Consider the following 21,142-nt stretch of genomic DNA (forward strand, 5'->3'; position numbering starts at 1 on the left):
CTTTTATTCTGACTCCTAAATTCTTCTTCAATTTGTTCACATTCCTCGCAATACTTGCCGAATAATATCTGATGGCACTTCATCGGTAATTGTTACTGCACCAATCTCTGTTGGTAAAACAAACCGCACTTTCCCCGCTTTGACTTTCTTATCTAATTGCAACGCCTCAATAATTGCTTCAATATCTACCCCATCTGGTAACTGAGTCGGTAAACCCGCTTTTTGAATTAAAGCATTTTGACGTTTTGTGTCTTCCTTTTGCCACAGTCCTAAATCCACAGCAATTTGACCGGCTGCTACCATACCAATAGCCACCGCTTCACCATGATTTACTAGACGATAACCAGTCAAACTTTCCACTGTATGACCGATGGTGTGTCCATAGTTGAGAATTGCGCGTAATCCGCCTTCTTTCTCATCTTTGCTAACAACATCAGCTTTAGCTTGACAAGAGCGCGTTAATATGTTTGTTATTAAGTCAGATTTTACATAGCGGAGTTGGTCGAGGCGTTTACTTGCTTCCAACTGGGCAAACAATTCGGCATCCCAAATCACACCGTACTTAATAACTTCTGCCATCCCTGCTCGAAACTCACGCATAGGTAAAGTTTTTAACACTTCTGGGTCAATCAAAACCAAACGCGGTTGATGGAATGCCCCAATTAAGTTTTTACCGTGGGGATGATTCACACCAGTCTTGCCACCAATTGCTGAATCTACCATCGCCAACAAAGAGGTAGGCACTTGGACAACATTAATACCGCGCAGCCAAGTTGCGGCTGCAAACCCAGTCATATCGCCAATTACACCTCCGCCCAAAGCCACCATCGTAGAAGAACGTTCTAGGCGGTTTTCCAAGGCTACATCGTAGAGTTTTTGGATGGAATTGAGAGTTTTATAGCGTTCACCAGGCGGTAGAGTGCAGCTAGAAACTTCAAATCCAGCAGATTTTAAGGATGTAATTACTCTTTCGCCAAAATGCTTAAAAATCGTCGGATTAGAAACTAGCAGTACCTTCTTGCCTAGATTGAGACTGGACATCTGTTGACCCAGTTGATCTAAACTCGAAGGTGCGTTAGCGTAGCTCGACGTTCGCGTAGCGTCTCGTTCGCGCAGCGTCTCCGACAGGAGAAGAGAAGTTATCGCAATCTCATAAGACTGCTCTGGTAAATTTACATTAATTACAGAAGTCATTGCCCAACCCCAAACAATCGCTCGTGGGCTGTATTGTATCGCAATCTAGGAAATGGGGAGTAGGGAATCTGACTCAGGACTTGGAACTGTTTTGCCCTATGCCCAATACCCAACAACTAATGATTCAATAGATTTAGGAAGTATTCTGGAGAGCAATAAATGTTTGCAATTGTATCTTATGTCGTCTTCTTGGGTTTATTCTTTGGCTTATCTGTAGGTTTGCTGTTCGGTCTGCGGACTGCCAAGATAATTTAACCCTGAGGTATATTCAACCCAAGACTCTTGTGGGGCGGGCATCTTGCCTGCCCTCAGTTTATCAATATCCTATAAAATCCTTACTTTTTCACCAAGTTCGCCTCGACGAACTTAGTAGAAGTGCTGTAGGCTTTAGTCTGTCGGCACTTACTCCCTGATGTTGACAAGAAGTTAATTGTTTTTTCCTAAAGTATTGTTACCGCATCGTGATATGATTCAGCTGACTGAATGTGCAGTCATCATATTTAACTGTACTGGTTTCAAGTCCCGTGAGCTTGTCTGACGAATCAATTGCGCCCACTCCGACAACGCAACAAGATGCTAAAACTGGTTCTGAAGACACAGAATCAGGTAACTCCATGCAAGAGTTCCATCAACTCTTCCAGCGATTGTTGGTAATCACGCTTGTCTTGACGGGGGTTATTTTTATCTCTGTGTGGATTTTTTATTCCTTAAACATTGCCCTAAATTATTTAATTGGGGCGTGTACAGGTGTGGTTTACTTAAAAATGTTGGCTAGAGATGTTGAGCAGCTTGGTAGTGAAAAAACCAGTCTGAGCAAAACTCGTTTTGCTCTATTTATGGGAGTGATGATCGTGGCAACTCAATGGCGTGAGCTACAGATTCTGCCCATTTTTTTGGGATTTCTAACTTACAAAGCCACGCTCTTCGTCTATATGGTGCAAATTGCGTTCATTCCTGATTCTTAAAAATGTCAGGCTCACAAAGATAGTAATCCCATCCTCGCTCGTTGGGGAAAATGCTTGAAGAATGCAAATGCTTAGTGTCTTAAACGCCTTTAATTCTTTTCCCCTCGCCGAATTAGAAGTAGGACATCATTTCTACTGGCAGTTGGGCAATCTTAAAATTCATGGGCAAGTTTTTCTCACCTCATGGTTTGTGATTAGTATTCTAGTAGTGGCTTCAATAGCAGCTACTCGAAACGCGCAAAGAATTCCCAAGGGCATCCAAAATTTGATGGAATATGCCCTAGAATTTATTCGTGATTTGGCCAAAAACCAACTTGGTGAGAAAGAGTACCGCCCTTGGGTGCCATTTATTGGCACATTGTTCTTGTTTATTTTCGTATCGAACTGGTCAGGTGCGTTAATTCCCTGGAAGCTCATCAAGCTACCTTCGGGCGAATTGGCAGCTCCCACCAATGACATCAATACGACTGTCGCATTGGCATTGCTGACCTCCTTAGCGTACTTTTACGCAGGTTTTAGCAAACGGGGTTTAGGCTACTTTAAGAAATATATAGAGCCAACACCGGTTTTGTTGCCGATCGCAATTCTAGAAGATTTCACCAAACCCCTCTCCCTAAGCTTCCGGCTATTTGGTAATATTTTGGCGGATGAATTGGTAGTAGCGGTGCTGGTGCTGCTAGTTCCTCTATTTGTACCTCTGCCTGTAATGGCCTTGGGCTTATTTACCAGTGCCATTCAAGCCCTGGTTTTCGCCACCCTCGCCGGAGCATACATTCATGAGGCAATGGAGGGGCATGGCGGAGAAGAACATGAGGAGCATTAAACTTCTCAGCTGATAGCACAGTTCCCAGAGCATATTCGCTCAAAACATCGCAAAGCGCGATTTAAAGAACCCGGTGCAGCGTGAAAATCACGTTTCTAATCGTTAACGTAATGTCTGTTAGTTTTGTAATCAAAGCAAGGAAAATCAACATGGATCCATTAGTTCAGGCTGCTTCAGTTCTCGCTGCTGCTTTAGCGATTGGTTTAGCTGCAATTGGCCCTGGTATTGGTCAAGGTAACGCTGCTGGACAAGCAGTAGAAGGTATTGCTCGTCAACCTGAAGCAGAAGGAAAAATTCGCGGTACTCTGCTATTAACCTTGGCATTCATGGAATCCTTGACTATCTATGGTCTAGTAATTGCCCTGGTATTGCTGTTTGCTAACCCCTTCGCCTAATACCTGAAAGTTTTTCTGAGTGTGGAGACGTGAACCATCACGCCTCTACAATCGGAACTTTTTGGATATCTTAATAGTTCTAATATTCCGTTGACCCTTATTGGCTATGGGTCTCTAAAATATGAAAGGTTGGATGATGTTGCTAGCCACGAAAACTGCTACTCCAGCCAAAGAGGAGACAAATGTTTGATTTCGATGCTACCTTGCCCTTCATGGCATTGCAATTCCTGCTATTAGCAGCTTTGTTGAATGCAATTTTCTATAAGCCACTGACCAAGGTACTAGACGATCGCGATAATTATATCCGAACGAATACCCTGGAAGCGCGGGAGAGCTTGGCTAAAGCCGAGCGCTTGGCTACCGAGTATGAACAGCAACTAGCAGACGCTCGCAGACAATCGCAAGCAACTGTAGAAGCAGCTCAACTTGAAGCGAAGAAAATTACTGCTGAGAAAATCGCTGAGGCCCAAAAGGAAGCTCAGACTCAACGTGAACAAGCTGCTGTTGAAATAGAACAACAAAAGCAGGAAGCTTTTCGCACCTTAGAGCAACAAGTTGATGCTTTAAGTCGGCAGATTCTAGAAAAACTATTGGGGCCAACTCCAGTTAGATAAGCTAACTAGACTGGTTCTGTGAAAGCATACGCGCAACTGGCCACTAGTCCAGAGCGCAAAATTTAAGTGTCACAAAAAGGCACTTTTTCCCCTTCTGGGGAAAGATACTTAATTTCCTTACGGGGAAAAGATACTTAAATTTCCCTAGGGGAAAATACAACGTATTAGCAGCGAGCAGCGCACTTGTAAATGGGTATCATGGGGACATTCTTATTACTTGCCGCAGAAGCGAACGCTGTTCACTCTGAATTGGCAGAAGGCGCAGCAGAAGGTGGTTTCGGTCTAAACCTAGACATTTTTGAAACCAATCTGATTAATCTAGCGATTCTGATTGGCATATTATTCTACTTCGGACGTAAGGTTTTAAGCAATATCCTGAACGAGCGACAATCCAATATTGCCACCGCAATTCAGGAAGCAGAAGGGCGCTTAAAAGAGGCAAAGACTGCCCTTTCCCAAGCGCAAGAGCAATTGAAGCAATCTCAGGCAGAGGCCGAACGCATCCGCCAATCTGCCACAGAAAACGCTCAAAAAGCGAAAGAAGCCTTGTTAGCGAAGGCAGTGCAAGACGTAGAACGCTTGAAACAAACAGCAGCAGCAGATTTAAACACTGAAACCGATCGAGCGATCGCTCAACTGCGGCAACGAGTTGCTACACTAGCATTGCAAAAAGTCGAATCGCAACTCAAAAGCGGGATTGCCGACGATGCTCAACAAGGTTTAATTGACCGCAGCATCGCACAACTGGGAGGCAATGTATGACAAGTCAGGTAGCTTCAGCCGAAGTAGCCCAACCTTACGCACAGGCACTTTTGTCAATAGCACAATCGAAAAACTTGACTGAAGAGTTTGGGGAAGATGCGCGGACTTTCCTGGGACTGCTCAGGGCAGACAAACAGCTACATAACTTCTTCAGCAACCCGTTTATTCAGTCTGAGAACAAAAAAGCTCTCATCAAACAAATACTCGGTGAAGGCGCTAATCCCTACTTACGCAATTTTTTGCTGATACTGGTAGATAAGCGGCGCATTGCATTCTTGGAAGATATTTTTCAACAATATCTGGCGCTGTTGCGGCAGCTGAATCAAACCGTATTAGCGGAAGTAATTTCAGCCGTTCCCCTCACAGAAGCTCAACAGCAGGCAATCATCCAAAAGGTCATCGCCATCTCCAATGCTCGTCAGGTAGAACTAGAAACCAGGGTAGACAGCGAGTTAATTGGTGGTGTGATCATTAAAGTAGGCTCGCAGGTAATTGACGCTAGTATCCGGGGTCAGTTGCGCCGCCTTTCATTGCGCTTAACCAGTGGTTAGAAAGTTAGGAGTTAGGAGTTAGAAGTTAGTAGTTAGAAGTTAAAAGTTAGGAGTTAAGTAAATAGTAATTTATTTTGACTTTTAACTTGTAATTTTTGCATTTTTAACTCATCACTCTTAACTCATCACTCCTAACTGTTAACTCCTAACTCTTGAATTTTTCCGTCTCGAAAGCAAAAAAGATAGACACATGAGCATATCAATTAGACCTGACGAAATTAGCAGCATTATCCAACAACAAATCGAGCAATACGATCAAGAGGTCAAAGTTGCTAACGTTGGTACTGTTCTCCAAGTTGGTGACGGTATTGCCCGGATTTATGGTCTGGAAAAGGCTATGTCTGGGGAACTTTTGGAATTTGAAGATGGCACAATTGGCATCGCCCAGAACTTAGAAGAAGACAACGTGGGCGCGGTGCTGATGGGTGAAGGGCTGGAAATTCAAGAAGGTAGTTCTGTAACTGCCACCGGTAGAATTGCCCAAGTACCCGTAGGAGAAGCCTTAATTGGACGAGTTGTAAACGCTTTGGGTCTTCCCATCGATGGTAAGGGAGACATCAAGTCCTCAGAAAGCCGTTTGATTGAATCTCCAGCACCAGGTATCATTGCCCGTCGGTCTGTACACGAACCCATGCAAACGGGTATTACAGCTATTGACTCAATGATTCCTATCGGTCGTGGTCAGCGGGAATTGATTATTGGCGATCGCCAAACCGGTAAAACTGCGATCGCGATCGACACCATCATCAACCAAAAAGAAGAAGATGTAGTTTGTGTCTACGTTGCGATCGGTCAAAAGGCTTCCACAGTTGCTAACGTGGTGCAAACATTGCAAGAAAAAGGCGCGATGGATTACACCGTCGTCGTCTTTGCTAGCGCCAGTGAACCTGCAACCCTACAATACCTAGCTCCTTACACAGGCGCAACTATTGCCGAATACTTTATGTACAAAGGCAAAGCTACCCTGGTAATTTATGATGACCTTTCCAAGCAAGCCCAAGCTTATCGGCAAATGTCCCTACTGCTGCGTCGTCCACCAGGACGCGAAGCTTATCCTGGAGATGTATTCTACATTCACTCCCGCTTGTTAGAAAGAGCCGCAAAGCTGAGTGACGAATTAGGTAAAGGCAGTATGACCGCCCTACCAATTATCGAAACCCAAGCTGGTGACGTTTCAGCATACATCCCCACCAACGTAATTTCTATTACCGATGGTCAGATATTCCTGTCTTCTGACTTGTTTAACGCTGGTATCCGTCCCGCTGTAAACCCCGGTATTTCAGTATCCCGTGTGGGTTCCGCGGCTCAAACCAAGGCAATGAAAAAAGTTGCCGGTAAGATTAAATTGGAACTAGCCCAATTTGACGACCTGCAAGCCTTCGCACAATTTGCTTCTGACCTAGATAAAGCCACTCAAGACCAGTTGGCACGGGGTCAACGGTTGCGCGAACTCCTCAAGCAGCCACAAAATTCCCCACTCTCGGTATACGAACAAGTGGCAATTTTGTACGCTGGAATTAATGGGTACTTAGATGATGTACCTGTAAATCAAGTAACCACCTTCACTTCGGGTTTACGTGAGTACTTAAAAACTGGCAATACCCAGTATGCTCAAGGAGTACAAGCATCTAAAGCACTAGGTGACGCCGAAGAAGCTGCTTTGAAGGAAGCACTCAGCGAATACAAGAAGACCTTCAAAGCTACAGCGTAATTAAAGTGAGGAGTGAAGAGTTAAGAGTTAAAAGTTAATGAAATACTCCTAGCTCTTAACTCCTAACTCCTAACTCCTAACTCCTAACTCAAGAATATGGCCAATTTAAAAGCAATACGCGATCGCATTCAGTCGGTCAAAAACACCAAAAAAATCACAGAAGCCATGCGTCTCGTAGCTGCGGCTAGAGTGCGCCGGGCGCAAGAACAAGTGCTAGCAACTCGCCCCTTTGCCGATCGCTTGGCACAAGTATTGTATGGTTTGCAAAGCCGTCTGCGCTTTGAAGAAGCAAACCTACCACTACTGAAAAAACGCCAAGTTAAATCAGTTGGGTTGTTGGTTATTTCAGGCGATCGCGGTCTATGCGGCGGCTACAATAATAACGTTATCCGTCGTGCAGAAAACCGCGCCAAAGAAATTAAGGCAGAAGGTTTGAACTATCAATTTGTGATCGTTGGGCGCAAAGCTACACAATACTTTCAACGCCGCGATCAGCCAATTGATGCTACTTACAGTGGCTTAGAGCAAATTCCCACCGCAGCGGAAGCTAATCAGATTGCCGATCAACTACTTTCCTTGTTCCTTTCGGAAGAAGTTGACCGGATCGAATTAATCTATACCAGATTCCTTTCCTTAGTTAGCTCTCGTCCTGTGATCCAAACCCTACTGCCTCTTGATCCACAAGGTCTAGAAGCAGCCGATGATGAAGTCTTCCGCTTGACAACCCGTGGCGGTAAATTTGAAGTCGAACGGGAAAAAGTGACTAGCCAAGCCCGCACGTTGGCTCCTGACATGATCTTCGAGCAAGATCCAGTGCAGATTCTCGATTCTCTATTGCCCCTTTATCTGAGTAACCAGCTATTGCGGGCGCTGCAAGAATCGGCGGCTAGTGAGCTAGCAGCGCGGATGACAGCTATGAGTAATGCCAGTGAAAATGCTGGTGAACTGATTAACACCCTCACTCTGTCTTACAACAAAGCCCGACAAGCTGCAATTACTCAAGAACTTCTTGAGGTTGTGGGCGGTGCTGAAGCACTAACTTAGGGTATAGCTAATTATTTATTTGTAGTGCGTTGTAATATATAGCCAATTGCTAATTATTTTAAGATTAGCAATTGGCTATTTTAGTATTGGGGACTTTTAATTATGTCTATTAACACATTTCAAGAATTGCGTATTATAATTGAAGTATGAAGTGCATGGGTCCGTCACGGTTTCGACAGGTTGGCGAACGCTGCTCTGTGATTCAGGTCGAGAGTGAGTCTCCTCTCGGAAATCAAAGGCTCAAACAAAAAGTAAATGCGAATAACATCGTTAGCTTTGCTCGTAAGGATGCTCTAGTAGCTGCCTAAACACCTCTTATAGGTTCGAGCGTCTTTAGTTTGACTCCGTTAAGGACTGAAGACCAACCCCCAACGGATGCTCTAGCAAGCGTTCTCTGGTTGGCTTGCTAGCTAAGATCAAATCAGAGCATCCTACGTTCGGGATAATGAACGATTCCCGCCTTGAGGATTAGAAAGGCTAAACCTGTGAATGAGCGGGGGGTTAATACCCAATTTGGACAGCAGTTCGACTCTGCTCGGATCCACTAAAAAAAGTTAACAAGTCCACTTGACACTGTAATGTGTAAGTGGACTTTGTTTTATGGAAAACTCCCATCACAATTTTCTATAATGCACAGCTAACTTGAGTTCAACGGCTAATATAGCAATACCGTTCAGTTAAGCCCAAGTAATAGAAAGAAGCGCAACAAGCACTATCTCTGCAACAAGCAGGAACCCGTCAACAAGATATCGATTAAGCCCGTGTAGAAGTAAAGCAACAATACGCGCTATCTCTGCAAAAAGCAAGAACTTGTCAAGAAGGTAATCGCGATTGTAACTCACGATTTAGCGATCGCATCTCAAACAAAACGAGTGATTCGAGTCCAAGATGGTTTAATTAGCTAATTATGCTGTTTCTGGGTTTGTGTGCGTGTGCTTCCAAACCTCCTTCCCCTCTTTTTCAGTACCCGTCGTAGTCGATCTGCACTCAAGTTTACTTGACGTTCAGACGCCAGTTTTTTTGCTAATTGTTTAGAGTTATAAGTCTCTGACTCTTGAGCTAAACAATTTTCGAGATAAACCAAATCCGATTCCGAGTATCGGGGTTTTCCTCCTCGACCAGGAGCATCCCATAAACCTGCTAAACCCATTTTTTCCCAGCGATGAAGGGTTTGACGCACTGTTGAAATCGCCCAGTTCAAGCCTTTTGCAATTTGCTCATTTTTTAAGCCACGAGTATTCAGCAGTAAAACTTGAGCACGATCCTTAGTACGTTGAGGAACATCTTTGGCTTTTCTCAACTCTTCTAAAGTTAGCTTTTCCTCTTCTGTGAGAAACACTTTTAATCGGCATCCCATAAAAAATAACCTTTTACAAAATCAATTTTTGTCATTTTTGTATCTATTTACGTCTGTATACTGAATTACTTAAGTATTTCATCATACATTCGAGGAAACTGAACTACAAGTATTAAGGATGTCAGCATCTATAAGGCTGCAACACGATCAGTATTGGCTTGAGAACACTATCAAAGTTTGCAATTTTTCATCAACAATGGATTTTTATAAAAAGTTCGGCACATCAAGATTACACATTAACCTATATAGGCAAACTTATCTGATAGCCTGAAGCTGTAGCTTATAGCTATAACAAGAAAAATTTTTGGCGTTATCTTGATTAATGTTTAAAGTCGATAATAAAGGACTGTATCATTAAATTCCTGAGATTATTCCTATGCTTACGCAGGTTTATCGAAACTTTAAAAATCCTTTTTACCCTAGTTTCCATTTGGATGAGCGGAAAAAGATATACAAGCCTAGTTCCTTTTTATTCAACTAGTCTCTGGAAATTTGACTTGATTATCTCCAAAAAAATATCTGTTTTACCAACTTTACATAAAGTTTATATTCCATATACCATATTTTTGATTAAGACAACAACAGATTTATCTATTGAATAAACTAATGTTAACAGCCTATTCGATGCTTTTTGGAAGTCTAATAAGGTTTGTCCTACTTTTCCTACCTTTCCTACCTTTCCCACCTTTCCTACTTTTTATAATTAAGGGAGTATCTGACAAAAGTATATTTTTCTACTTGAAAAATATATTCTCTGACAATCTTAAGCATTACAAGTAATTTATAGTTGGTAGATAGACCAGCAATCTAATATTGTTTAAATTATGCTGTTCTAGTTAAAAAATATAATTGCTATGATATTTTTGAATTAAGATAAAACCAGATAAATAGCAAAAATAATTACTCAGTAAAACTTAGGAATAAATTAATATTTAGTATATTTTTTGAGTCACATTTTTTGCTAAAAAACAGCAATATTTGATACAAGTTAAATTTTTCAAAAACTAATATTCATTACAACTTCAAATAAAAATAATAGAGAGAATGGGGGCAGAAGAAAAACCTGTTAATTTGCGCTCGGAGACGAATAATGGTATCGATGTCTACGACCGGCAAGGCCCACGAAGAGAACGTTCAACATCGGCTAACTATACAAACTGTAGAAATTGCCCCTAACACAACGGCGATTCGCTCTCTTGACTGGGATCGCGATCGCTTTGATATCGAATTCGGACTGCAAAACGGCACAACCTATAATTCATATCTAATTAGGGGCGAGCAAACAGTTTTGATCGATACTTCTCACCAGAAGTTTCGCGATCTGTATTTAGAGACTCTCAAAGGTCTTGTTAACCCCAAAACAATTGATTACATAATTGTCAGTCACACAGAGCCAGACCATAGCGGCTTAGTAGAAGATGTCCTCCAGTTAGCTCCTAGAGCTACAGTTTTAGCCTCAAAAGTTGCACTTCAGTTTTTGGAAGGTTTGGTTCACGATCCTTTTTCCAAGCGGGTTGTGAAAACTGGCGATCGCATCGATATCGGCAAAGGCCACGAAATGGAATTCGTGAGTGCGCCTAACCTACACTGGCCGGATACAATCTTTAGCTTTGACCGCAAAACCCAAATTCTCTACACCTGTGATGCTTTTGGGATGCACTTTTGTGACGATCGCACCTTTGACGAAGATTTAGAAGCGATCGAAGCTGACTTTAGATTTTACTACGACTGCTTGATGGGCCCTAACGCTCGTTCGCTGCTGAATGCGATGAAGCGGATGGGCGATCTCGGAAAGATTAATATTATCGCAAATGGTCACGGCCCATTATTATACCACCATTTAGATGTTCTGACCGGGTGCTACGAAAATTGGAGCCAAAAACAAGCTAAAGCAGAAACAACAGTTGGCTTGTTTTTCGTCTCAGAATATGGGTATGGCGAACGCCTTGGTCACGCAATTGCCGAAGGTATCCTGAAAACTGGCGTTGGCGTAGAAGTACTAGATTTGAGTACTGCTGGGAGCCAAGAAATTCAAGAACTAGCCGGGAGAGCAGCTGGGATCATTATCGGTATGCCCTCGACTACCGCCGCCGCCGCCCAAGCTAGTATCAGTTCGGTGCTAGCTGTTGCCAAGAACAAGCAATTTCTTGGGCTGTTTGAGTGTTACGGTGGGGATGATGAACCCATTGATACACTCCGCAGACAATTTCTTGACTCTGGCATCAAAGAAGCTTTCCCACCCATTCGGATTAAAGAGGCTCCCACAGCATCAACATTCCAGTTGTGTGAAGAAGCGGGTAAAGACATCGGACAATTGCTAGTGCGCGATCGCAACATCAAGCAAATTAAGTCCCTTGATGTCAACATGGAAAAGGCGCTGGGTCGCATTAGCAGCGGACTATATATAGTCACCACCAAAAAAGATAACGTCTCAAGTGCAATGCTGGCATCCTGGGTAACGCAAGCGAGTTTGCAACCCTTGGGATTCACAATTGCCGTTGCCAAAGACCGCGCCATTGATTCCTTGATGCAAGTAGGCGATCGCTTCGTCCTCAACGTTTTGGAAGAAGGCAATTTTCAAGAACTCAAAAAACACTTCCTCAAGCGCTTGCATCCTGGTGCTGACCGCTTTGCAGGAGTAAAAACTCAAACCGCAAAAAACGGTTCCCCGATTCTGACAGATGCTTTGGCATACATGGAATGTGAAATACAGACCAGCATGGAATGCAGCGACCACTGGATTTTATACTGCACCGTCCAAGAAGGTCGTGTCTCCAAAAACGATGGATTGACAGCCGTTCGTCATCGCAAAGTAGGTAATTACTACTAACCAAAACAGTGCTGAGTAATGAGTGCTGAGTCAATACGTTTCGGTTAGGTGCATAGTCCTTAAAGATCCCCCTTAGTCCCCCTTAAAAAGGGGGAAATAGAGCCATCCATTCTGAGCAAGCCTTTTTAAGGGGGGTTGGGGGGATCAAGTCTTATCCGAACTGGATCGAAAGATGAAGGGGAGAGTTGGAACTTAAAGTTTCAGGCTCAAAGGTGCAACTTCCGAGTTAAAAGGTGCAACTTCGAGGTTAAAAGGCTCAACTTCGAGGTTAAAAGGTGCAACTTCCGAGTTGAAAGGTGCAACTTCGAGGTTAAAAGGCTCAACTTCGAGGTTAAAAGGCTCAACTTCCGAGTTAAAAGGCTCAACTTCCGAGTTAAAAGGCTCAACTTCGAGGCTAAAAGGCTCAACTTCGAGGTTCAAAGGCGCAACGTCGAGGTTCAAAGGCTCAACTTCGAGGCTAAAAGGCTCAACTTCGAGGTTCAAAGGCTCAACTTCAAGGTTAAAAAGCTCAAGCTTCAGCATCAGAACCTTATTCCCCTCATCTTCTCCAATGCCCAATGCCCAATTCCCCAAATTTAAACAGCTATGACCAATTCCAAGCCACGCGACGTACAAGTTCTACCAATTGCTACAAATACTAAAGCGATCAGGGCACGTAGTTGGTCACGTCTGCGGTTTGAAATTGAATACGCACTTGAAAGAGGTACTACCTCCAATTGCTATTTAATTGAAGCTGATAAAACCGCACTTATCGATCCACCGCCAGAAAGCTTTACCGAAATTTATTTAGAGGCATTGCGGCAGACTTTAGATTTACAAAGTTTGGATTATATAATCCTGGGTCATTTTAGCCCCAATCGAGTTGCAACCCTCAAAGCAATTTTAGAACTAGCGCCACAGGTAACTTTTGTCTGTTCTCTTCCTGGTGCGAACAATTTGCGTGCTGCTTTCTTAGAGCAAGATTTAAATGTCTTGGTGATGCGGGGGAAAGAAACTCTGGATTTAGGTAAGGGTCATGTTTTGAAATTCTTGCCCACTCCCAGTCCGCGCTGGCCGGAAGGACTTTGTACCTACGATCAGCAAACCCAAATTCTCTACACAGATAAGTTATTTGCAACTCATCTCTGTGGTGATGAAGTGTTTGATGATAACTGGGAAGCGCTCAAAGAAGACCAGCGTTACTACTTTAACTGCCTGATGGCTCCCCAAACTCCTCATGTGCAAGCAGCTTTGGAGAAAATATCAGATTTGCAGGTGAGAATGTATGCTGTGGGACACGGGCCCTTGGTACGCACCAGTTTAATCGAACTTACCAAAGCTTACGGAGAATGGAGCCGTTCTCACAACGATCGCGAGATTTCCGTTGCCCTACTTTACGCTTCAGCTTATGGGAATACGGCGACTTTAGCACAAGCGATCGCTCTGGGATTAACTAAAGGTGGAGTTGCAGTTAAATCAATCAACTGCGAATTTGCTACCCCTGATGAAATTCGCATCAACCTCGCACAGTCAGAGGGTTTTATCATCGGTTCTCCTACCATTGGTGGTCATGCACCAACTCCCATTCATACTGCTTTAGGAATTGTGTTATCGAGTGGTGACAACAGCAAACTCGCTGGGGTATTTGGTTCCTACGGCTGGAGTGGCGAAGCATTTGACTTAATCGAAGGTAAACTCCGGGATGCTGGGTATCGTTTCGGTTTTGACACCCTGAAGGTGAAGTTTAAACCAGATGATGTCACTCTCAAATTCTGTGAAGAACTAGGTACAGACTTTGCCCAAGCACTGAAAAAGGCTAAAAAGGTACGCGTACCCCAACAAGCCGCGACTCCAGTAGAACAGGCTGTTGGCCGGATCGTTGGTTCCGTTTGCGTGGTGACAGCGAAACAAGGAGAAGTGTCTACCGCAATGTTAGGCGCTTGGGTTTCTCAAGCCACCTTCAACCCACCTGGAATCACAGTGGCGATCGCTAAAGAGCGAGCGATCGAATCTTTGATGTATCCAGGCGGTAAGTTTGCCTTAAATATTCTACCTGAAGGCAACCATCAAGAGTACATGAAGCATTTCCGTAAATCTTTCGCCCCTGGGGAAGATCGATTTGCCAACTTTAGTACAGCAGTTGCAGATAATGGCTGTACTGTCCTCACCGACGCTTTAGCATATTTGGAATGTTCAGTCAACCAACGTCTGGAATGTGGCGATCATTGGGTTGTGTATGCAACTGTGGACGAAGGGAAATTACTCAAGCCTGATGCTGTGACTGCTATCAACCATCGCAAAACAGGCACTCATTATTAATATAGTGAGAAGTTTAACTTAACAAAATCGCCTTGGCTATAGAGCTAAAGCGTTTGATGACAAAAATTCTCTTTTTTCTTGTGGGATGGGCATCTTGCCCGTCCCAGTTTTTTTGTCGATATGCAGAATACGCCCAAGTAAATTTTAGTTATCTAGAAGGTTATCTATCTTTAGACAGATGTTCAGGGTTATTTAAGTTTTAGATTATACACTACATATTCTTATGTTACAAATCCATCTATTCTTTTAAAAGAACTCCGACAATACTCTGGTAAATTTCTGAAATAAAGAACCACTGACTACGAACTGTATCAAGAGCGCTTGCTCAGAACTGCTGATGAAACAGATGTTGCTGGCGTATTGCCTAAAGCATCGACATCATATTGCCTTATATCAAGGGTTTGGTAAATCTGCGTAATATAACTTTACAAGGTGTTATAATTTCCATCTATCTCGGCCGATCCACTATTAGGCTATTCTGAATCATCCAAATAGACCTTGAATATCCAAATGTTTAAAATCTGTCTAGCTGTTGCTACTTTTTTACCTTTTATTTTCTTTCCTCTTTACTCACAATTCCCGCATTCACTACTAACTTCTATCAACGTTGCTTTTCTTTTTCTTGGAACTGCTCATGTTGCAACTACTGGATATTTTTATTGGTGCAGAGAATTTAGAGAAAATATTATAGTTAAGAATAAGATGAGATACATATTCTTACCTATTCTGCTGTTTCTGATAGCAGGATTTATTTATGCTTACTCACCGGATTTTTTAAAGATATATCTGCTGCTGTTCTATTGGGTTTGGCAATCTCATCATTATGGACGCCAAAACATTGGTGTGTATAGCTTCTGGGTTAAACGACCTCTGAAAAAACTGGAAAGACAGTGTATCACAATAGGAACATTAGCAGGTACATTTGCAGCATTGAAGATAACAGGTTATGCGATCGCTCCTATTTTCTTACATCAATTAATTGATATGATGTATCATTTTGGACTGTTTCTTGCTGTTAGCGCTTTTTTTCTATCAGCTTGGACAATCTTCAAAGGTGCGAATCCTTTTCTTTTTGTGATGTCACTCTTTTTTGTTCCGGCTTTTCTTTCAAATAATATTGCCATAAGTTTTTTTACTTATGCGATCGCACATGGTTTGCAGTACATCGTATTTATGGGGGCAATCGCACTTGGGGATAGTAAGAAAGCCCTAATTCCTTTCAGTATATATATGATTTTTGGTGGGGCGATTTTATATAGTAGCCAGTGGGCTGGTGATTCTGTGTGGATACAGTTCTTTGCTGGTGGAGTACTTGGTTTGACAATGGCCCATTTTGTTGTAGACGCCCATGCATGGCGTTTGTCAATGCCAGTGCAGAGAGAATTTGTGTTGAAGAGACTAACTTAATTCTCTTTCTGTTTTTTTGATTTTTTATGCCAGGTTGTGCATTTTATGGCAACTTTGCAGTAGTGGGAATTTCCGAACCCAGGCATAACAAGACATTTAGCGGCTTGGCTTTAGACGAGAAATTGCATCAGAAAAACGTTCAGCCTCGCTGTGGGTTACTAGTGATTGACCTGAAAAGCGGTGATATTGTCCATTCCTTGCGGATAGAAGGTGTAGTACTGGAATTATACGATGTGGTAGCACTTTTAGGGGTACGTCGTCTAATGGCGATCGGGTTTCGCAGGGCGAAATTCGGCGGGTGGTAACAGTGGGATGAAAAGCAATTCAATCAAAATTTATGTCTAATTCCGGCTTTGTAACAGTTTGCCTTAAGCGAACCTTATTATGTACGCCCCTAGCAATGTCTTTGAAGCAAGAATTTCGTGAAAAATCATAATATTTCACAGGATATGGAATTAGAAAAATGGTGCATACAATTCTCAGTATTAAAGCGGAAACAACATAAATTCACTTGCTGAAATTCCGCAATTGCCACCAGGACAATCGCAAAAACGCAGGGTAGCCTTTAACTAGAAAAACAGTATCAGGCAATTGCTAGACAAAACTTTTATATTATTTTGTTGTTCTATGACTCCAAAACACACCAAAATTAAATTTCCTATTTGGCAGTATCTGAACCAGCCCTTATTTAGTCGGGATACTAAATTAGTATTGAATCCCCAACGCTTTGTATTGATCTGGCGTCTGCAACTTTTAGAACGTTGCTGGACTAAAGAATGTGACGCCAAAGGGCCTCAACAGCATTAGATATCTGAAAAGCTGGCAAACTAAGCCTCGTCCACAGAACGAGGCTTTTTGCCGTCAAGTAAAGCACTGACAGTCATATCTCCCATAACATTAATCGCGGTGCGGCAGCGATCCAAAAACCAGTCTACAGTAACTAGCAAAGCGATGTACTGGGTAGGTAAGCCGACAGAAGTGAACACTAGTGTCATCGTTACCAGTCCAGCATTGGGAATATTTGCCGCACCTACAGATGCAAAAATCGAGGTCAGGATGACAATTAACTGCTGTGTCAGACTTAGATGTTGGCCAATTAGTTGGGAAATATACAACGCAGACATTGCCTCATAGAGTGCAGTGCCATCATTATTGAAATTTGCCCCGACTAATGCCCCCAAGGCAGCAGAAGATTCCCTTAAACCGACTTTTGTTTGCAAAACCTCAAAGGTTACGGGCATTGCCGCCGCCGAGGAAGAAGTTGAGAAAGCTGTCAAAAAGGCATCAGAACCACCAGCGAGGAATTTTAGCGGGTGTACCCAAGAACCAAATTTTACTCTGATGAGGTAGTAGCACGCTTGCAATACCAATGCTAACAATACGGCGAGGATGAATGCACCCAAAGATTTAAATGGTGCAAAACCTTGTATAGCAATAGTTTTAGATACAATTCCAAAGACTGCGAACGGCACTAAGGCAATTACCCAGTTGAGAATGCGGGCTACCGCTTCAAATAAAATCCCGATGACATCCTCAATTGGCTGGTATCCGTTCTTGCCTTGGGCGATTTGTTCAGATTTTAATCCCCGTAGGACGATGCCAAAACTTAGGGCAATAACAATTAGTTGGATGACATTATTATCGACTAATGGCTTGAGGACGGCTTCTGGTACAGCATCTTTGAGTATTCCCCAAGGATCGAGACTCTGAGTAGGTATTGCCGTACTTGTTGAGGTGGTTACATTGCCCCAAGTCCCCGGACGTAGCACATTAGCTACTAAAAGTCCCACTAAGATAGCTACGGTAGTGTTAGTTAAAAGTAGCACTGCTAGCCGCCGTCCGGCTGTACCAGGGATGTTAGTAGTCATCAAGGTATGCAGGACTGCTGCAAAAATCAGGGGTGTAGCCAAGGCACGGAGAGCCTTTAGCACCAATTCAGCCGGAATTGCTAAATTATTGATTAAGGTGGCGTTGCTGGGGTTGGGATTCCCCGCACCAAGGGCAATTCCGACGCTGATTGCGGCGACTAAGGCGATGAGAATTTGCAACGTGAGAGGGATACGCTGCCACCAAGGGCTAGCTTTGGTTTCAGGCGAAGTAGTTCTCTCTGTTTGACTCATTGGCTAGATACTGGTTAACTGCTGTAACTATTAAAGCAACACTAATGATAGTGATAATTCCCGAAAAAGAACAGCTTTAATTTTGGTTAAAAACTGTTACTCTAAGATTCCGTTGCTTTGTAAAATCTAGCTCGAAAGGGTATACCACAAGGTAGGCCCCTGGAGATACCTTGGCTTGTGGTTGGAGATGCTTATGTCCTTTGTGCCTTTACATATTCACAGTGACTACAGTCTACTTGATGGGGCAAGTCAGCTTCCAGAGTTGGTGGATCGAGCGATCGCACTGGGGATGAAAGCGATCGCCCTTACCGATCATGGTGTCATGTATGGAGCCGTTGAACTGATCAAAATCTGCCGTAGTCAAAATATTAAGCCGATTATCGGTAATGAAATGTATATTATTAACGGCGATATTGAGAAACAAGAACGCCGCCCAAAATATCATCAAGTCGTTTTAGCTAAAAATACCAAAGGTTACAAAAATTTAGTCAAATTAACTACAATTTCTCACCTCAAAGGTGTTCAAGGGAAAGGAATTTTTTCTCGTCCTTGTATTAATAAAGATTTATTAAAAGAATATCATGAAGGCTTGATTGTTACCAGCGCTTGTTTGGGTGGAGAAGTCCCCCAAGCGATTCTCAGTAATAGACCAGATGCCGCCCGCAAAGTTGCCCAATGGTATAAAGAGGTATTTGGTGATGATTATTATCTAGAAATTCAAGACCACGGTTCCCAAGAAGACCGAATTGTGAATGTAGAAATAGTCAAAATTGCGCGGGAACTAGGGATTAAAATTATTGCCACTAATGATTCACATTTTATTTCTTGTTTTGACGTTGAAGCTCACGACGCTTTGCTATGTATCCAAACTGGCAAGTTAATTATTGAAGATAAGCGGATGCGTTATAGCGGCACAGAGTATCTCAAGTCTGGTGAGGAGATGCAGCAGCTATTTCGTGACCATTTGCCGGATGATGTGATTGTAGAAGCGATCGCAACTACCGAAGAAGTGGCTGATAAAGTTGAGCCTTACCATATTATGGGTGAGCCTCAAATTCCTACACCTCCTATTCCTTCAGGTCATACTGCTGACACTTATGCCGAAGATGTGGCATGGAATGGACTTTTAGAACGGTTAAATCGCAAATCTCGTCAAGAAGTTGATTCCGTCTATAAAGAAAGATTGGAATACGAACTGAAAATGATTCAGCAAATGGGTTTTTCCAAATACTTTTTAGTTGTATGGGATTACATCAAATTTGCTAGAGATAATAATATTCCCGTAGGGCCAGGTCGGGGTTCGGCAGCTGGTTCATTAGTTGCTTATGCAATGCGAATTACTAATATTGATCCTGTACATCATGGGTTACTATTTGAGCGTTTCTTGAACCCAGAACGGAAATCCATGCCTGATATTGATACGGATTTCTGTATTGAACAACGGGATAAAGTTATTGAATATGTAACTGAAAAATATGGTGCAGATAGAGTTGCCCAAATTATTACTTTTAACCGCCTAACTTCTAAAGCAGTTTTGAAAGATGTCGCCAGAGTATTAAATATTCCCTACGGGGAAGCTGACAAAATGGCGAAAATGATTCCTGTTGTGCGGGGGAAACCAACGAAACTCAAGGTGATGGTTTCTGATAAAACTCCAGAACCAGAGTTTAAAGAGAAATATGATAAAGAACCCCATGTTCGCCATTGGCTTGATATGGCGATGCGAATTGAAGGAACTAACAAAACTTTTGGTGTTCATGCCGCAGGTGTGGTAATTTCTGCCGATCCACTTGATGAAATTGTGCCGTTACAGAAGAATAATGACGGTTCTGTGATTACCCAATATTTCATGGAAGACTTGGAATCAATGGGTTTGTTGAAAATGGATTTTCTGGGTTTGCGGAACCTGACGCTGATTCAAAAAACTGTAGATTTGATTCAAGAAACAAGAGGATATCGGGTCGATCCTGATGAAATTCCCCGCCAAGAAAGAAAAGCCCAAAGGATATTAGCTAAAGGTGAACATAGCAGTCTACCAAAAGATGTCCAAAAAACTTATGAGTTATTAGAAGCAGGTGAGTTAGAAGGGATATTCCAATTAGAATCTTCTGGGATGCGTCAGATCGTGCGAGATTTGAAGCCTTCTAATATAGAAGATATTTCTTCAATTTTGGCACTTTATCGACCAGGACCATTAGATGCGGGACTGATACCTAAATTTATCAACCGCAAACATGGTCGAGAAAAGATTGATTATCAACACCAAATTCTGGAACCAATATTAGACGAAACCTATGGAATTATGGTCTATCAAGAGCAAATCATGAAAATTGCTCAAGATATGGCTGGATATTCTTTAGGACAAGCTGACTTGCTGCGTCGGGCGATGGGTAAAAAGAAAGTTTCTGAGATGCAAAAGCAGCGAGAAAAATTCGTGGATGGCGCAGCGAAAAATGGTGTTCAGAAAAAAGTTGCGGATGAATTATTTGAGCAAATGTTGAAGTTTGCGGAATATTGTTTAAGCTATGACACGGAAATATTGACGGTAGAATATGGATTAATGCCGATTGGAGAAATTGTCGAAAAAGGCATTAAATGCAGTGTGTATAGTGTTGATAATCATGGAAATATTTACACGCAACCTGTGGCACAGTGGCACGATCGCGGAGAACAAGAGGTGTTTGAGTATTGTTTGGAAAATGGTTCATTGATTCGGGCAACAAAAGACCATAAATTTATGACTACTGATGGTCAAATGTTGCCGATTGATGAAATATTTGAACGCGAATTAGATTTGATGCGGGTAGAGGGTTTGCCGAATTGAGAGGAGGGATAGTGAGAATTGGGCATTCTCTGCTTGCTATACAAATGAAAGTTAACGGCACTTTTATACTGGCATTAGGAACTTCCAAATAAAAAATATCTAATTAACTCTTGTGGGGTGGAAACCGCGTAAAATTAAAGAAGATGGGCCAATAATACCAGGGTTTGATGCGTTTTAGTCGAGGGTGATACTCTTTGAGAGCCGCTTCGTAAAAAAGTTATCATACCATCCGGCTAACCAAATTCAT

19 protein-coding genes and 1 other RNA gene are annotated in these 21,142 nt (G+C 42.6%); 16 read left to right on the forward strand and 4 right to left on the reverse strand.

The window, feature by feature from the left end; all coding sequences use genetic code 11:
* Nucleotides 1-36: 36 nt before the first annotated feature.
* Complete coding sequence (gene aroB, locus V7K61_RS16850) at nt 37-1,194, reverse strand: 3-dehydroquinate synthase (RefSeq protein ID WP_335054820.1); 1,158 nt, start codon at nt 1,192-1,194, stop codon at nt 37-39.
* Nucleotides 1,195-1,353: 159 nt separating this feature from the next.
* Between aroB and petL the strand changes: the two genes are divergently transcribed.
* From petL to ssrA, 10 genes are all read left to right on the forward strand, one after another.
* Nucleotides 1,354-1,449 carry a cytochrome b6-f complex subunit PetL gene (petL, locus tag V7K61_RS16855; RefSeq protein ID WP_084227316.1) on the forward strand — a complete coding sequence of 32 codons (96 nt, stop codon included), beginning with the start codon at nt 1,354-1,356 and terminating at the stop codon, nt 1,447-1,449.
* Between the two features lie 269 nt (nt 1,450-1,718).
* Nucleotides 1,719-2,159 (forward strand): ATP synthase subunit I, encoded by a 441-nt coding sequence (locus V7K61_RS16860; protein ID WP_334719948.1) that lies wholly within the window; start codon nt 1,719-1,721, stop codon nt 2,157-2,159.
* Between the two features lie 61 nt (nt 2,160-2,220).
* Complete coding sequence (gene atpB / locus V7K61_RS16865) at nt 2,221-2,982, forward strand: F0F1 ATP synthase subunit A (protein ID WP_012411161.1); 762 nt, start codon at nt 2,221-2,223, stop codon at nt 2,980-2,982.
* Nucleotides 2,983-3,131: 149 nt separating this feature from the next.
* Complete coding sequence (gene atpE / locus V7K61_RS16870) at nt 3,132-3,377, forward strand: ATP synthase F0 subunit C (RefSeq protein ID WP_013192016.1); 246 nt, start codon at nt 3,132-3,134, stop codon at nt 3,375-3,377.
* Between the two features lie 182 nt (nt 3,378-3,559).
* Entirely contained in the window at nt 3,560-3,991 is a 432-nt protein-coding gene (locus V7K61_RS16875) for a F0F1 ATP synthase subunit B' (protein WP_094351161.1), read from the forward strand.
* A gap of 189 nt (nt 3,992-4,180) precedes the next feature.
* Entirely contained in the window at nt 4,181-4,753 is a 573-nt protein-coding gene (locus V7K61_RS16880) for a F0F1 ATP synthase subunit B (protein ID WP_335054822.1), read from the forward strand.
* Nucleotides 4,750-5,304, forward strand: coding sequence for an ATP synthase F1 subunit delta (gene atpH / locus V7K61_RS16885; protein WP_289795033.1), 555 nt, complete (start codon nt 4,750-4,752; stop codon nt 5,302-5,304). The genes V7K61_RS16880 and atpH overlap by 4 nt, the downstream gene beginning before the upstream one ends.
* 190 nt (nt 5,305-5,494) lie before the next feature.
* Entirely contained in the window at nt 5,495-7,015 is a 1,521-nt protein-coding gene (gene atpA / locus V7K61_RS16890; protein ID WP_335054824.1) for a F0F1 ATP synthase subunit alpha, read from the forward strand.
* Nucleotides 7,016-7,111: 96 nt separating this feature from the next.
* A complete protein-coding gene (locus V7K61_RS16895; protein ID WP_094351165.1) occupies nt 7,112-8,059 on the forward strand; it encodes a F0F1 ATP synthase subunit gamma in 948 nt (315 codons plus the stop codon).
* Nucleotides 8,060-8,216: 157 nt separating this feature from the next.
* Nucleotides 8,217-8,606: a transfer-messenger RNA gene (gene ssrA, locus V7K61_RS16900) on the forward strand.
* Nucleotides 8,607-8,960: 354 nt separating this feature from the next.
* On the opposite strand, the gene V7K61_RS16905 is transcribed toward ssrA, so the two are convergent.
* Nucleotides 8,961-9,416, reverse strand: coding sequence for a helix-turn-helix domain-containing protein (locus V7K61_RS16905; RefSeq protein WP_335054827.1), 456 nt, complete (start codon nt 9,414-9,416; stop codon nt 8,961-8,963).
* 1,090 nt (nt 9,417-10,506) lie between these two features.
* Here V7K61_RS16905 and V7K61_RS16910 point away from each other — a divergent pair.
* Nucleotides 10,507-12,246: a diflavin flavoprotein gene (locus tag V7K61_RS16910; protein WP_335054830.1), complete on the forward strand. Its 1,740-nt coding sequence runs from the start codon at nt 10,507-10,509 to the stop codon at nt 12,244-12,246.
* A gap of 192 nt (nt 12,247-12,438) precedes the next feature.
* On the opposite strand, the gene V7K61_RS16915 is transcribed toward V7K61_RS16910, so the two are convergent.
* Nucleotides 12,439-12,768 (reverse strand): hypothetical protein, encoded by a 330-nt coding sequence (locus V7K61_RS16915; RefSeq protein ID WP_335054832.1) that lies wholly within the window; start codon nt 12,766-12,768, stop codon nt 12,439-12,441.
* A 63-nt stretch (nt 12,769-12,831) separates the two neighbouring features.
* Between V7K61_RS16915 and V7K61_RS16920 the strand changes: the two genes are divergently transcribed.
* The 4 genes from V7K61_RS16920 to V7K61_RS16935 all read left to right on the forward strand — a co-directional run bounded on the left by V7K61_RS16920 (nt 12,832) and on the right by V7K61_RS16935 (nt 16,758).
* Entirely contained in the window at nt 12,832-14,544 is a 1,713-nt protein-coding gene (locus tag V7K61_RS16920) for a diflavin flavoprotein (protein ID WP_335054834.1), read from the forward strand.
* A 510-nt stretch (nt 14,545-15,054) separates the two neighbouring features.
* Entirely contained in the window at nt 15,055-15,951 is an 897-nt protein-coding gene (locus tag V7K61_RS16925) for a hypothetical protein (protein WP_335054836.1), read from the forward strand.
* 26 nt (nt 15,952-15,977) lie between these two features.
* Nucleotides 15,978-16,256: a DUF4915 domain-containing protein gene (locus V7K61_RS16930; protein ID WP_335054838.1), complete on the forward strand. Its 279-nt coding sequence runs from the start codon at nt 15,978-15,980 to the stop codon at nt 16,254-16,256.
* Nucleotides 16,257-16,578: 322 nt separating this feature from the next.
* Nucleotides 16,579-16,758, forward strand: coding sequence for a hypothetical protein (locus V7K61_RS16935; protein WP_334839362.1), 180 nt, complete (start codon nt 16,579-16,581; stop codon nt 16,756-16,758).
* A gap of 20 nt (nt 16,759-16,778) precedes the next feature.
* On the opposite strand, the gene V7K61_RS16940 is transcribed toward V7K61_RS16935, so the two are convergent.
* A complete protein-coding gene (locus V7K61_RS16940; RefSeq protein ID WP_335054840.1) occupies nt 16,779-18,071 on the reverse strand; it encodes a dicarboxylate/amino acid:cation symporter in 1,293 nt (430 codons plus the stop codon).
* A gap of 193 nt (nt 18,072-18,264) precedes the next feature.
* On the opposite strand from V7K61_RS16940, the gene V7K61_RS16945 reads away from it, so the two are divergent.
* The gene (locus V7K61_RS16945) at nt 18,265-20,895 is read left to right on the forward strand and encodes a DNA polymerase III subunit alpha (protein ID WP_335054842.1); all 2,631 of its coding nucleotides are present in this window, start codon (nt 18,265-18,267) and stop codon (nt 20,893-20,895) included.
* Nucleotides 20,896-21,142 lie beyond the last annotated feature (247 nt).

The organism is Nostoc sp., assembly GCF_036918015.1.
Taxonomy (GTDB): Bacteria; Cyanobacteriota; Cyanobacteriia; order Cyanobacteriales; family Nostocaceae; genus Nostoc.